Here is a 14,175-nt window from a genome sequence, read left to right on the forward strand (position 1 = left end):
GGGTTTGATAAGGAAATGCCGAGCGGTATGCGGAGAAATCCAACAGCCGTGTATCGACTTATAGGCTGCCATCTTGGTAGTACTAGGATACGAAAATCTGTCTGATTAAAAGGTAAATCTACTTTTCGTATAAGACGCTAAAGGACCTGATAATGGTTCAAGATATAGTCAGTGACATGACGAAAGCATGGAATAGCACGTCCCACAGTCTCACCAAATACATAATTTGGTGGTTTTTATTTTTAAATAATTTAGATCAATCTTCCACAATCAAGCCATTTAATTGAATAACTTACTTTAAAGGAACTGGATATTTATTGTTAAATAAAGATGGGAGGGAATCTTAAATTTAAAATCGAATAAATCATAATAGACAAATTCTTTTTTAGTGGTAAATAATGTTGATAAACCCTATACTAAATCAAATCGGTATAATTTATTCCCGTAAGTAATATTGAAAAAGCACATAATTGTATATTAATCACTTTAAAACTAGGAAAGAAGGTTGTGCTGTGAAAACAACAGGAAATTTTACCGACAAAGCCGATACATATGCAAAATATCGCCCTAGTTACCCTAATGAATATATTGAGTATTTGTTTTCAGCTAACCAACTGAAAGAGGATCGGATTGTGGCCGATATTGGTTCAGGTACGGGGATATTTAGCGGCCATCTGCTTGAAAAAGGTTTAAATGTTATTGGAGTAGAACCAAATGATGACATGAGAGAGGTGGCTGAGCAATCGTTAAAACCATATTCTCGTTTTAAATCAAAAAAGGCAACTGCTGAAGATACTACTATAAACGGGAAAAGTATGGATTTAGTAACTGTTGCCCAGGCATTTCATTGGTTTGATAAAAAAGCATTTAAAATTGAATGTCAACGGATTTTAAAACAAAAGGCAAATGTCGCTCTTGTTTGGAATAGCAGAGATTTAACTAGCCCGATTATTAAAGCGAATGCAGAAATTTGCCAAAAGACCTGTCCAAATTTCAAAGGATTTAGCGGTGGAATGGAAGAGACTCAAGAAGTATTTAACAGCTTTTTTAAAGATGGGAAGTATGAATTTAAAAAGTATCAAAATGATTTGCTTTTTGATTATAAAGGATTTTTAGGAAGGAATTTATCAGCATCCTATGCTCCGAAAAAAAATGACGAAGAGTATGAACGTTTTGTTTTTCTCCTGTCAGAGTTATTCGAAAAATATAGTAAGAATGGAAAAATGGTTCTCCAAAACATAACGCGAAGCTATCTAGGCAATGTCTAAACAGCCAATCATAAGGTGGCTTTAATCGAAGTCCCTTTTGAAATTTAGATTATCATTTACTAATTCTGGCACGAATTAGAGTAACACAGGTGGAAAATGATCTTCTTAAATTATATAAAATATCTCTTAGTAAAGAAGCCATTTTTATCATGGTTTCTTTTTTGTGATTTTAACCTCGAATTGGTACTAATGCAGTATTTTTTCCAAAGGGGCAGTTTAATGAAATATACTGTTTGGAACATTTAGGTATATTGAAACCTTTAAGAATAAGAAACCGTAAATAAGATAGAGGGAGGGACAATATATGTACTTTGAATTTAATATTAGTTCTTTTACTGTTGCTATTCTTTTTATATTTGTCGCTTACTATGTTGGTATCAAAAAACAAACTTGGATTTTAAAAGGTTTTAATCAAACAAGGATTAGGGACAAGGATAGGTTGGCAAAAATTGCAGGATATTTCTTTTTAAATAGTGGGTTTTTCTTACTCATAAATGGCATTATTAATATACCTTACCAGGATTCGTTTACCCCTTCTACAATCATTGCTTACGGTGTGTGTACAATTATTTATGTTCATAAGACATTGGTTGAATAAATAAGAAATTTGTACCTAATATAAGTATACCTATCAACTCTATCTGTTTCATGAGTTTAACTAAACCCGGAAACAGCACGGACTGATGCTAGGGAGGCAAAGGCAGTCTCGCAGGTTTTGAGGAAAAAGGAAGGGGGCAGGTGGCTTTTAAATGTCACCGCCCGAATATGGCGAAAATGGATTAATCCTTTGTTTCAGATTTAGGGTTAATAATGACATCCGCATCACCTGCAACGTCAAAGTGTGCTGTTTCTTTTTTCACCTTTTCCTTTATTTGTTTTATTTCTTCGATTTGACGTTTTGTAATCGATACTTCATTTACTTGTACAGGATATTTGTTTATATTAATTTCTTCTTCTTTTAGAGGAATTCGAAGTTCCTCCTCATCTCCTGCTTCTATTACCATTTCTTCACGCTTAATCGGAACTGTGATCGTTTTCTGTTCTTCGACGACTTCTTTATGAATCTTTACTTCACCCGTTTGTACTCGTTCTTTTTTAATATCCAGCTGCTCTTCTCGTAATTGAAGTGTTTGTTCTTTTTTTTCATTAGTGGGGTTGTTGACTTTCCTACTCGCATACATTGTATAACTAATACCGCCGGCGATTGCTCCAATAATGATTCCTGTTATGACTGTAAAACCTGTTACCCAACCGATTATGCTACCAATTATCGCACCAATAATTATATATGTCCCCATTGGACCTCCTAAAGTTATTTTTGTAAAAGGATAGAAAGAAACCTATTTAACTAGGAGTTAAATAGGCAGGGAACGATTAGTCCTCTTTGATAATATCAGCATTGCCGTGCGATTCTACATCTGCAACTTCTTTACGAAGTACGTCGCGAACTTGTTCTGTTTCCTCAACTGAACGTTTATGTGCGGAGACTTCACCAGTGACAACCGTATGCTTTTCTACATCAATTTTTTCAGCAGTTACTGGAATGTGAACCGTTTCTTCTTCGGTAATTGGCTCATCTGTTGGTTCGTGGTCAACAGCACTTTGTTCAATAACGACTTGATCATGTGAAACAGGGACATTCACTGTTTGTTCTTCCTCAACAATATCTTTATGAAGTGTCACATCACCTGTCTCCACCCGATGTTTGTCGATATCTAATTCTTCCTCACGAAGATCAAGATGTGCGTCTTCTGCTGCAAATTCTGTATCTGCAGTGCGATTTACTTTTCGATTATCCTTTTTCGTTTTTTCTTCGTTAAAAAAATCAAAAAAGCCCATGCGAAAGCCTCCTAAGGGATGTTTTTAGATCATACAAGTAGTAATATTACCTGTGGGAGTAAAAATATGTGAAGGAATTTTGGTGCCTTCTTTCTGGTTTATGTGTTCGATCCCTTCGTGTAAAGCTTCATACCAATTTTTTGTACAAGATGTAAAATAAGTCTGTGAAATATTGTACTTAAACAGGTGCGTTAATCCAAAAAGGATTAGCGTTTTTTTGTTGAAGATATTGTCCGAAAGAAGCAGAATACTTAAAGAATAAACAGGATTTTTGTGGTGAAATGCAATTAACATATCCTCGCCCCTATAAAGAATTAATTTAGAAATTAATTCTTTATACTTTTTTTATACTTTTCTAGTCAAATTATTTATATCTGGCACTTATTCTTAACACATCAACATCGAAAGGGATGATTATTATGTCGGAGACAATTCTTAAAGCAACCAATATTTCAAAAATATATGGAAACTACAAAGCACTTGATAAAGTATCGATCGAAATAAAAAGAGGGATGATTTACGGTTTAATCGGGGAAAATGGCGCAGGAAAATCGACATTTATGCGTGCCATAATGGGGTTAATCACAACCGATGAGGGTGACATCGAGCTGTTTGGGGAAAGTGGCACGAAGGGATTACAACGGGCAAGAAGAAAAATGGGGCAATCCATCGAAACGCCGGCACTTTATCCAGAATTAACGGCTCGAGAGAATCTCAGAGTACAAGCAGCAAATGGTGGTGTAAGCGAGCGAGAGATTGATGATCTACTTCGCTTAATGAGCCTCGGGGATACAGGTAAGAAGAAAGCGAAGAACTTCTCATTAGGAATGCGCCAACGTTTAGCGATTGCATCAACCCTTATTACAAACCCTGAGTTTTTAATCTTAGACGAGCCGACAAACGGTCTCGATCCGTCAGGAATTGTTGAAATGCGTGAAATGATTCAACGATTGGTGACAGAACGCGGTATGACCGTCTTGCTTTCTAGTCATCTTCTTGATGAACTTTCTCAGATTGCTACACATTACGGCATTTTGCACGATGGAAAACTCATTCGTGAACTTTCAAAAGAGAAGTTAGCACGTGAAACTCGTCAATACATTGAATTAGAAACATCTGAAGTTCAAAAAGCAGTCGTCGTACTAGACGAATTAGGGATAAGAGATTATGAAGTCATCAATGGAACGGAAATCAACATCTACGAACACTTAGATGACGTATCTACAATCAACCGTTCATTAGTTTTATCTAACGTGAACGTTTCGCGAATTGGTACAACTAGACAAAAACTCGAAGATTATTTCTTACAATTAATAGGAGGAAACCGCCATGCTTAATCTTTTAACAGCTGAAAGAATTAAATTATTTCGAAGTAAAAAGCTTTGGATTGTCCTTGGCATTTTATCGTTGCTTCCTATCATTCAAGTCATGAATAGCAATATGACCGTGCATTATGGAACAGAACTTGTCCAGGCCATTGATACAGTCGTCAATGGAGCGACAGGTATTCTGATGATGGAGAAAAATGGATTAGCCATTTTGCTTGTCATGAGTACTTTTATCAATTTCTTTATTGGTGAAGAATTTCAAAATGGGACGATTCGAAATGCATTGTCATTAGGCCGTAGCCGTACACATTATTATCTGTCAAAATTATTGATAGCCGCACTCCTTACCCTTGTTGGTGTCTTCATATTGACCGCACTTGGCATGATCAGCTTTTCAGTAGTATTTGGTTTTGGAGAAGTTGCTGAGATTAGTCATTACTTCACATTTGCTATAAAAACATTTAGTACTCTATATTTATTAATTTTGGCAAACATATCTATCTATGTGATGATTAGTTTTTTAACAAAAAATATTGGAATTTCACTTATTTGGAGTTTTCTCTATACAATTGGGACAGGGTTTGGGGCTGGAATTTTTCAACAAACTCAACATTTTAAACAGGTGACATTCTGGTTTACGGAATCATTCTTGTTTTATTCAGATTTCGCAAAACCGGCGGATATTGCTAGATTTCCTGAGATGGTATTGGTCAGTCTGATTACAATCGTGTTATCATCAACCTTAGGAATCCTTCTGTTTAAACGAACAGACATAAAGTAGGTCGATAAATAATATGACAACAATATTAATCATTGAAGATGATAGTGCAATTCATTCACTCATAAAAGAAACATTAGATTTGAATGGTTTTAAGACACTTAATGCATACTCAGGGACTGAAGGGAAATTACTATTTGAACATAGTCAAGTAGATTTAGTTCTTTTAGATTTGATGCTTCCGGGGATGAATGGAGAAGAATTTCTTCAAGAAATTCGGCGTAACACAACAGTTCCTGTTATTGTGATATCAGCTAAAAATGATCAAAAATCGAAATTGGAGCTTTTGACGAATGGGGCAGATGATTATATCACAAAACCTTTTGATGTGAAGGAACTACTTGCAAGAATTCACATTCAATTACGTCATGCAACCAAGGCTATAGTCAGTAAGGTCAAAGAAATTCATTACAAGAATATCACCATAAATTTAGACACTCGTGAAGTAAAGATTAATAATCAAACTATTCATCTTACTGGACGTGAATATGCAATACTTCTGCTATTTTTAGAAAATCCCCAAAAAGTATTTAGTCGCGCAAATATTTATGAAAGTGTTTGGAATGAACCATATTTTGATAGTGACAAAACGATTAACATGCATATCAGTAATTTGAGAAATAAACTGAACTCGGATGATACAAATTACATTAAAACGGTATGGGGCATAGGCTTCAAATTTGATTAATGGAAGGGGTGTGAATGTTATGTGGGGATGGATATTTGTCTTCCTGGCATTGGCGCTTCTTTTTTATATTTACTTTTTAAAACGAGAACTACGGAAATTGAAACATGAGGTCAAAGGTCTTCCGACACGTGCCAGTTTTGGCAGTAGGCTGTCTCTTGATTTTCGTGAGAAGACTTTACTAGATTTGGTCGATGAATTGAATCTAATGATTGATGCTTTTGAAGATAAAAACCGTCAGGCAAGAAAGATGGAGGAGAATGTGAAGTTATCAATTGCTGGACTGTCTCATGACTTACGGACACCGCTCACATCTATCAACGGCTATGTGCAGCTCTTAAATGCGACCACGGATGAAACGAGGAGGGCCCACTATCTAACGATTATCGAACAGTCTGTAAAACGGCTGATTGAAATGACTGAACACTTTTATGATTTAGCACGTATCGAAACGAATCAAAAAGAAATAGCATTATCTGCTATTCCTCTATCTAATTTAATTGAAGAATTTTTCTTGTCGTTTTATGAACAATTTGAGGAAAAAAAAATTGAACTCCAATTTGCCGAACAAATAAATGATAGAAAAATTATTGCTGACAAATTAATGCTTACACGTGTTGTCCAAAATATCGTTCAAAATATACTTCGTTATGCGAAAAGTAAAGCCATTATCAGCTATGAGGCTGAAAAAAACACTCTTGTTTTAAACGTTAAAAATGACATTAAACGAGATAGTAAAGTTGCCATAGAAAAAGTTTTTATGCGTTTCTATACCGAAGTCAGCAGTAGAACCAACACGGAAGCAAGTGGGTTAGGCCTTTATCTGTCTAAAAAGTTAGTCGAAAAGATGAATGGGAAAATGGAAGCAGAGCTGCATGATAATTGGTTTATTCTTAAAATCTATCTTCCTATTAGTGGCAGTCAATTAGTGGAAGAAGAAATAAATTAGGACAACACATATTCCATATATCGAATATGTGTTGTCCTTTGATTATCAACTATTTCACTTATCTAACCTAAATATAACGAAAGGGAGACTTAATAGCTCGATATTTCACCTTTTGACCTATCAACTAAATAAACTAACCGTTTAGAAATTTAATCTGGAACAATTTGACCTCTAATTTCACCTGCTGGATTTTGTTCTGTATGAGCATTAACATAAGTTAATTCTTTTTCCATAAATTTTAATAAATCTTCAACAGTTTTTATTCCTACATTATTTCTAACAATATCATCATCTGTGATAATTCCTGTAATAACACCTCTTCTTGTTGTGATTCCATTTTGTTCTTCAAGAGTTTCTAAGTCAGCGCCAAACAGGAATACTACTACTGGGCCATTTTCACCACGCTTACCAAAGTGGATGTGTGCTTGAACAAAGTTATTAATGTTTTTAACTTCCAGTGCAAACTTTATCTTCGTTCTTTGTTTATTAGCAACAAATGTTGCAAAACCAAAAGCATTCGTTTCAACAGGAGGAACTTCGTTTTTACCTGATAATCTTGCTCTAAAGAATTTTAGAATGTTCATCACCTCTCTTGTATGCAATTTATAACAGTTTATGCAAGGTCGTTTTGGTTTGTATGGGTTTTACATGCAGTTGGACATGGAGAAATCGTCAGTCAGCAAATTTCTGATATTTCTAAAGCAATAGCAGAAGTTGAACAAAACGTAATAGCTGAAAAAAATAAAGGATAGTGAGAATACAAGTATGCTTCTTAATCCGCATCATTTTTTTCGATTTATGTGGGAGATTCCTTTTATATGGTATTTCTTTGGCTATACTGATGCTAAGTAAATGCTGTTGAAAAAAAGGTTGATGCAATGGAACAGATTACAAAGAGTCAATTATTTTCTTTAATGTTATTGTATGAAATTGGAAGTACGACATTGTTTGCATTAGGGATTGGTGCAAAACAAGATGCTTGGATTGTTGTTTTGATTGCTACTTTTATTGGTTTAGGTTTAGTGTGGATTTATACCGAGGTTCAAAAGCAATATCCTGATAAAAACTTGGCAGAAATATTACATACTCTGTTGGGGAAATGGCTTTCTATTCCGCTTATTCTCCTTTATGCTTTGTATTTTTTTTCAATTTCAAGCTTTAATTACTTTGAGTTTGGTGAAATTATTCGGACTACTTTCCTTATAAATACACCACAGCTTGTCGTCCTGGGAGTTTTTTTGTTTACGACGATTTATATGATTGCATTAGGGTTTGAGGTGATCGCAAGAACAGGTGAGATCGTAATGCCGATTCTTCTCATCTTTCTGGTGACCATTTATTTTTTAGCTAGTTTTTCGGGAGTACTTGATATTCAGGAATTACTTCCTGTTTTAGAAAATGGCATTAAACCTGTATTAAAAGAAGTCTACCTTGTAGTAAATTTTCCATTTGGAGAGAGCGTTGTATTCCTTATGTATTGGCATATGATAAATAAGAAAGAAGCTGTACGTAAAACCGCTTTACTCGTTGTTTGTATAACAGGAGTCATTCTTGTTCTTTCCGATTTGATCATGATAACGATATTGGGTCCAGAGTTGACTGCCAAATCGGAAATTCCGCTATTAAGAGTCCTTTTTAATATAAATATCGCTGACATTATTACAAATCTAGATATTATGGGTGTTATTATTATCTTTATTGGGGGCTTTTACAAGACTCTTCTTAACTTTTATGGAGCTGTCTTAGCTGTTTCGACCATATTTAAGATGAAAAATAAAAAATGGATCACAATCATTATGGGGATTGGTCTGATCGTTTATTCGACGACCTATTTTGAAAGTATCTCCTTTCACAGATGGGTAGGTTTTGAATTCCACGCAACATATATACATGGAATTTTTAGTTCTATGCCTATTCTATTTTTACTGATGATTTGGGTGAAAAATAAAACAAAGAATCTATAATATGATAAAGGTGAAAGCTATGACAAATTTACAACCATTATTTGAAGCCGGTATTGTACCAAGCATCCTTATACTTGGAGGATCGCTATATATCGGGATTCTCTTATTCATGAACGTGTTTTATACCATTATTTATTTTATCAAGCGTATTGTAAATAAATCTATGTCTTAATCAATTAATTTTAAAGGTGAGGAACACTGAAAGCGACTTGACCATATCCTGAGGCGGCGTTTGTCAACAGTCTGAGCGATGGCTTCTAAAAGAGCATCGCTTTTTTCAATTAATGGGATAGGTTCCTATTAAATAGTATTTCTTTGGCTATACTGATGCTGTAAATACTGTTGAAAAAAGGTTGATGTAATGGAACAGATTACAAAGAGTCAATTATTTTCTTTAATGTTATTGTATGAAATTGGAAGTACGACATTGTTTGCATTAGGGATTGGTGCAAAACAAGATGCTTGGATTGTGGTTTTGATTGCTACATTTATTGGTTTAGGTTTAGTGTGGGTATATACCGAGGTTCAAAAGCAATATCCTGATAAAAACTTGGCAGAAATATTACATACTCTGTTGGGGAAATGGCTTTCTGTCCCTCTTATTCTCCTTTATGCTTTGTATTTTTTTTCAAGTTCAAGCTTTAATTACTTTGAGTTTGGTGAAATTATTCGGACTACTTTCCTTATAAATACACCACAGCTTGTCGTCCTTGGAGTTTTTTTGTTTACGATGATTTATATGATTGCTTTAGGGTTTGAGGTGATCGCAAGAACAGGTGAGATCGTAATGCCGATTCTTCTCATCTTTCTGGTGACAATTTATTTTTTAGCTAGTTTTTCGGGAGTACTTGATATTCAGGAAATATCTCCTGTTTTAGAAAACGGAATAAAACCTGTTTTAAAAGAAGTCTACCCTGTAGTAAATTTTCCATTTGGTGAGAGCGTTGTTTTCCTAATGTATTGGCATATAGTGAAAAAAAAAGAAGTCGTACGTAAAACAGCTTTACTCGTTGTTTGTATGACTGGAGTCATTCTTGTTCTTTCCGATTTGATTATGATAACGATATTGGGTCCAGAGTTGACGGCTAAATCTGAAATTCCACTACTAAGGGTCCTTTTTAATATAAATATCGCTGACATTATTACAAATCTAGATATTATGGGGGTTATTATTATCTTTATTGGAGGCTTTTACAAGACTCTTCTTAACTTTTATGGAGCTGTCTTAGCTGTTTCCACCTTATTTAGGATGAAAAATAAAAGATGGATCACAATCATTATGGGGATTGGTCTGATCGTTTATTCGACGACCTATTATGAAAGTATCTCCTTTCACAGATGGGTAGGTTTTGAATTCAATGCAACATATATACATGGAATTTTTAGTTCTATGCCTATTCTATTTTTACTGATGATTTGGGTGAAAAATAAAACAAAGAATCTATAATATGATAAAGGTGAAAGCTATGATAAATTTACAATCATTATTTGAAGCGGGTATTGTACCAAGCATCCTTATACTTGGAGGATCGCTATATATCGCGATCCTCTTATTCATGAACGTTTTTTATGTCATTATTTATTTAATCAAACGAATTTTCAAAAAATCTATGCCTTAATCTATCGATTTCAAAGGTTCTTGTAAAAGTTCGCGAGCACTGATCTCTGCCTTAACCTTCACTTTGACATCCACATTTTGAAATTGGTCCTTCGACCAGGCTTCTTTTATTTCCTTCCATTTCTTTGAATCCTTTTTATTTAATCTAGTGCCAAAACCGAAAATGTCTGAATTGAAATCTTCTTGTGCTTTTTCAACTACCTCATAAACTTCACTTTCTATTTTTTTTTCTAGTTCTTTTTCTAATCGTTTTAAATAGTCGTACTGTTCTTTTCTCGTTTTCAGTGTTCCTGAACCCTGTTGTTCAACAAGGATTCCAGCTGACTTAATATCAATCGTAAAGGAGATTTTATCTCCCTTGATTTCAGGCTTTATCTTCGAACTTGCTTCTCTAATTTCAATCGAAACAAGTTTTTTATCATCTAGTAAGGAGGGAATGGAAAGAATCCCGCTTTTTACTTCACCAACGACCCAATTATACCCGCGAGCTTCTGCTTCATTAAGAAATCCGACTAACTTGTCTTCCTTTATTACGGCTCCTCCTGATAATCTAGCTCTTAAAGATGATTGTCCAAAACTTTCTCTATTATTGTTGGTGGATTTTTCTGTCATTTCTAACGTTCCAATAACGGGTTCAATTCCGCTCTTTAACGTTTTTTTATAATAATCATTCAATTTTATCACGGCGACATCAAAATTTAATTCCGTGTTTTCATGCATACTTTCAATTGAGTTTGCCGGAACTTTTTCAATTCCCTGCTTCCTTACATTAATAAGAATATCTCTTGCTTGAGTACCTTTTGTCACACAAAGCCAAATATATCCCCGGCCTTCTTTCCCTCTTGTAATCCCATCAAGAACAGGTAATATACCTTCTTTCGCTAACTCTTCCCCAATAATAATGACTTTATTATGTGCATAAAAATTCTTACGATCAAATTCTTGATTAATATCTCGGAATGCTTTAAAAACGGTATCTGCCTTCGATGATTCTATTTGAATAGCTGATGCTGTTCCACCTCCATCAGGCTTTAATCCAGATGGATCGACTACCTGGGAGGTGAAAAGAATTTCACCTGTGTCAGGATCCCGATCAACCCCAATTGCGCTGACGATACCAATTTCCTTCAGTTCAATTCGATCCCAGCACCCTGTTAACAAAAACAAACAACATAAAATAAAAAAAACACGTTTCACGTTTCTTCACTTCCATTATCCCGCTTTGGAGGTTGAGGCTTTTGATCTGAACCTTCCCGATATGCGTCATGCTTCCAAGTAATGGTTTGAGGTCTTCTATCCATTTTCCAAAGCGGGGCTCTTATTAAGGTATCCTTCCACTCTCTAAAAATAATAGGAGCATGGGGCGCTAAATATGGTGTACCAAAAGAACGCAGTGAACACATATGAGCTAGAATAATTAAAAATCCGATTAACACTCCATATAAACCGAGGGTGCCTGCTAGTAACACGAAGAATAATCGTGATAATACGACAGCATCGTTTATGGCAGGTACAATAAATCCTGAAATTCCTGTCAATGCCATCGCAATGACCATTGGTGCGCTAACAAGTCCTGCTTGAACAGCTCCTTCACCAATGACTAATGCCCCAACAATGGAGATAGCTGAACCTACTGGTCTTGGTAACCGAACTCCGGCTTCTCTCAGAATTTCAAAAGCTGTACCAATTAACAATGTTTCAAGTAAAACCGGAAATGGAACAGCTTCTTCAGCAGCTGCCATTGAATTTAATAACACCGTTGGAATCATGGCATGGTGATAAGTTGTAAGGGCAACATAAAATGCAGGTGTTGTGACAGTAAGAAATAAGGCAAGCAGCCTTAATAATCGAATAGCAGATGCAAAATATGGACGAGAATAATAATCTTCACTCACTTGAAAGTTTTCGACAAACATATAGGGTACCGTTAAGACAAATGGGGTACCATCGCATACGATGGCTACTTTTCCTTCTAATAATTTCGCCGCTATAATATCAGGTTTTTCACTATTTCCAACGGTAGGAAAGATTGAAGTGGGATGGTCTTCTATGAGCTGTTCGATATATCCAGACTCTAAAATAGCATCGATATCAATTTTTCGTAATCTCGTTTTTACCTCTTGGACAACTTTCTTATTTGCAATACCTTCAATATAGCCAATACGAATTTTCGTTTGAGTCTGCTTCCCAAGTGTGAATTTCTCGAAAAAAAGGTTCGGATTAATAATTTTTCTGCGAATTAATCCTGTATTTACTTCAACATTTTCAGTAAAACCTTCTCTTGGTCCTCTTACAACCGACTCTGTGTCAGGTTCTGTGACATTCCTCATCGGGTACCCTTGTGCTTCTATGAGAAACACGGTGTCGGATCCTTCTATGAATAAGGCTACTTTTCCTGATAGTATGTTCTTTGCTACTTCTTGTATCGACGAGTTTTCCGAAATACCCCCAACATCCAATACATTTTTCTTCACAATCGCTGGGATGCTATCTTCCCTTTGATCATTCTTGAAATTCAGTTCTTGCAAGGGTTTTACAACAAATTCGTTAATATAGTCACTATTTGAAAGTGTAGAGAAGTAGCAAATAAAGACCTTTACGGGCTTCATAATAAATGCCTCAAACTCTCTAAAAACAACGTCATCATTTATTTCGAATAGTTTCCTTACTGTATTGATATTGTTCTCAATATTTACTCCAAACGTTTGATATACCGACTCATCCTTTGGTTTAGGAGCGAATACGCTTGATTTTTTCTTTTTAGGATGAAAACGAAAGGCTTTAAACATACCAATCACCTACAAAAACTTGACTTACAAGCTAGTATTTGTCAGATTGAGAAAATTTATCCCACTCTTAACGTGCAGTAAGACTCCCACTTCAAGAATAAAGAGAAACAAAGAAGGTAAGCGGGGGATAACTGCCCGTAAAGGTCCGATAAGTTTCGCTAACCAACAGTGGGGGATGAAGAAAACCCCCACTGTTGGAAGTCTCACTTTTTCAAAAATATGTTAATGTAAGAAATTTTTTGTTAGGGAAATAATGCATATTTTCTGCAAAGTCTTTTGTTATTTTAATGATAGGAAGCAATGTAAATAAAAGGAGGAATAGTATGAAACGTAAAATTGGTTTAGGATTTTTGACAGGTTTATTGACCATTGCTTTAGCTGCATGTACTGGCAATAGTAATGAAACGGCTGATGAAAGGAAAGACATAAGTTCACATTCTGAAGAAAGTATGGAAATGGATCATTCTGAGATGCATCATTCAGGGTCTGGTGAAGTTCCAGAAGGGTTAAAAGAAGAAGAAAATCCAACATATAAGGTCGGTAGCCAAGCAATCCTTGAAACAGATCATATGGAAGGAATGAAGGGTGCTGAAGCAACGATTGTAGGAGCGTATGATACAACTGTTTATGCTGTATCTTATACTCCAACGACTGGCGGGGAACGAGTCGAAAATCATAAATGGGTCATTCATAAAGAACTTGAAAATGCAGGAGATGAACCATTTGAGCCAGGTGAAGAGGTTGTGTTAAACGCCGATCACATGAAAGGGATGAAGGGGGCAACTGCTGTCATTGATTCAGCTCATGATATGACAGTTTACATGGTTGATTACACTTCAACAACAGATGGAGAAGAAGTAAAAAATCATAAATGGGTGACTGAAAGTGAATTGTCGCCTAAACAAGATTAAAAAAAGTGTTTAAGAGAAAAGAGCTTGGATTCAAGCTCTTTTCTTA

General features: G+C 35.3%; 15 protein-coding genes. 10 read left to right on the top strand and 5 right to left on the bottom strand.

Annotated features, from left to right (window positions below):
• The first annotated feature begins 512 nt into the window (after window positions 1-512).
• Window positions 513-1,268: a class I SAM-dependent methyltransferase gene (locus AC4GZ8_RS25720; RefSeq protein ID WP_491084737.1), complete on the top strand. Its 756-nt coding sequence runs from the start codon at window positions 513-515 to the stop codon at window positions 1,266-1,268.
• A gap of 304 nt (window positions 1,269-1,572) precedes the next feature.
• The gene (locus AC4GZ8_RS25725; protein WP_491084738.1) at window positions 1,573-1,866 is read left to right on the top strand and encodes a DUF3784 domain-containing protein; all 294 of its coding nucleotides are present in this window, start codon (window positions 1,573-1,575) and stop codon (window positions 1,864-1,866) included.
• Window positions 1,867-2,047: 181 nt separating this feature from the next.
• Here AC4GZ8_RS25725 and AC4GZ8_RS25730 read toward each other — a convergent pair whose 3' ends face one another.
• Together AC4GZ8_RS25730 and AC4GZ8_RS25735 are read right to left on the bottom strand one after the other, a co-directional pair.
• Window positions 2,048-2,566: a YsnF/AvaK domain-containing protein gene (locus AC4GZ8_RS25730; protein ID WP_491084739.1), complete on the bottom strand. Its 519-nt coding sequence runs from the start codon at window positions 2,564-2,566 to the stop codon at window positions 2,048-2,050.
• 76 nt (window positions 2,567-2,642) lie between these two features.
• Window positions 2,643-3,107: a YsnF/AvaK domain-containing protein gene (locus AC4GZ8_RS25735; protein ID WP_491084740.1), complete on the bottom strand. Its 465-nt coding sequence runs from the start codon at window positions 3,105-3,107 to the stop codon at window positions 2,643-2,645.
• Window positions 3,108-3,526: 419 nt separating this feature from the next.
• On the opposite strand from AC4GZ8_RS25735, the gene AC4GZ8_RS25740 reads away from it, so the two are divergent.
• The 4 genes from AC4GZ8_RS25740 to AC4GZ8_RS25755 are packed head-to-tail and all read left to right on the top strand — an operon-like array spanning window position 3,527 to window position 6,847.
• Window positions 3,527-4,444 (top strand): ABC transporter ATP-binding protein, encoded by a 918-nt coding sequence (locus AC4GZ8_RS25740; RefSeq protein WP_491084741.1) that lies wholly within the window; start codon window positions 3,527-3,529, stop codon window positions 4,442-4,444.
• Window positions 4,437-5,216 carry a DUF2705 family protein gene (locus AC4GZ8_RS25745; RefSeq protein ID WP_491084742.1) on the top strand — a complete coding sequence of 260 codons (780 nt, stop codon included), beginning with the start codon at window positions 4,437-4,439 and terminating at the stop codon, window positions 5,214-5,216. Before AC4GZ8_RS25740 ends, AC4GZ8_RS25745 begins: the two co-directional genes overlap by 8 nt.
• Window positions 5,217-5,229: 13 nt before the next feature.
• Complete coding sequence (locus tag AC4GZ8_RS25750) at window positions 5,230-5,901, top strand: response regulator transcription factor (RefSeq protein WP_491084743.1); 672 nt, start codon at window positions 5,230-5,232, stop codon at window positions 5,899-5,901.
• A gap of 19 nt (window positions 5,902-5,920) precedes the next feature.
• Window positions 5,921-6,847, top strand: coding sequence for a sensor histidine kinase (locus AC4GZ8_RS25755; protein ID WP_491084744.1), 927 nt, complete (start codon window positions 5,921-5,923; stop codon window positions 6,845-6,847).
• A gap of 149 nt (window positions 6,848-6,996) precedes the next feature.
• Here AC4GZ8_RS25755 and AC4GZ8_RS25760 read toward each other — a convergent pair whose 3' ends face one another.
• Window positions 6,997-7,431 carry a CHRD domain-containing protein gene (locus AC4GZ8_RS25760; protein ID WP_491084745.1) on the bottom strand — a complete coding sequence of 145 codons (435 nt, stop codon included), beginning with the start codon at window positions 7,429-7,431 and terminating at the stop codon, window positions 6,997-6,999.
• Between the two features lie 294 nt (window positions 7,432-7,725).
• Here AC4GZ8_RS25760 and AC4GZ8_RS25765 point away from each other — a divergent pair, with 294 nt between their 5' ends.
• The 3 genes from AC4GZ8_RS25765 (at window position 7,726) to AC4GZ8_RS25775 (ending at window position 10,258) form a co-directional block, all read left to right on the top strand.
• Complete coding sequence (locus tag AC4GZ8_RS25765; protein WP_491084746.1) at window positions 7,726-8,811, top strand: GerAB/ArcD/ProY family transporter; 1,086 nt, start codon at window positions 7,726-7,728, stop codon at window positions 8,809-8,811.
• A 19-nt stretch (window positions 8,812-8,830) separates the two neighbouring features.
• Entirely contained in the window at window positions 8,831-8,983 is a 153-nt protein-coding gene (locus AC4GZ8_RS25770; RefSeq protein WP_491084747.1) for a hypothetical protein, read from the top strand.
• A 189-nt stretch (window positions 8,984-9,172) separates the two neighbouring features.
• Window positions 9,173-10,258 carry a GerAB/ArcD/ProY family transporter gene (locus tag AC4GZ8_RS25775; protein WP_491084748.1) on the top strand — a complete coding sequence of 362 codons (1,086 nt, stop codon included), beginning with the start codon at window positions 9,173-9,175 and terminating at the stop codon, window positions 10,256-10,258.
• 168 nt (window positions 10,259-10,426) lie between these two features.
• Here AC4GZ8_RS25775 and AC4GZ8_RS25780 read toward each other — a convergent pair whose 3' ends face one another.
• Both AC4GZ8_RS25780 and AC4GZ8_RS25785 read right to left on the bottom strand, forming a co-directional pair.
• Window positions 10,427-11,626, bottom strand: a complete 1,200-nt coding sequence (locus AC4GZ8_RS25780) for a Ger(x)C family spore germination protein (protein WP_491084749.1) — start codon at window positions 11,624-11,626, stop codon at window positions 10,427-10,429.
• Entirely contained in the window at window positions 11,623-13,218 is a 1,596-nt protein-coding gene (locus tag AC4GZ8_RS25785) for a spore germination protein (RefSeq protein ID WP_491084750.1), read from the bottom strand. The genes AC4GZ8_RS25780 and AC4GZ8_RS25785 overlap by 4 nt, the downstream gene beginning before the upstream one ends.
• A 323-nt stretch (window positions 13,219-13,541) precedes the next feature.
• On the opposite strand from AC4GZ8_RS25785, the gene AC4GZ8_RS25790 reads away from it, so the two are divergent.
• Window positions 13,542-14,129 carry a YdhK family protein gene (locus AC4GZ8_RS25790; RefSeq protein WP_491084751.1) on the top strand — a complete coding sequence of 196 codons (588 nt, stop codon included), beginning with the start codon at window positions 13,542-13,544 and terminating at the stop codon, window positions 14,127-14,129.
• Window positions 14,130-14,175 lie beyond the last annotated feature (46 nt).

Source organism: Metabacillus sp. RB-C-LZQ-3-1, from assembly GCF_058315175.1.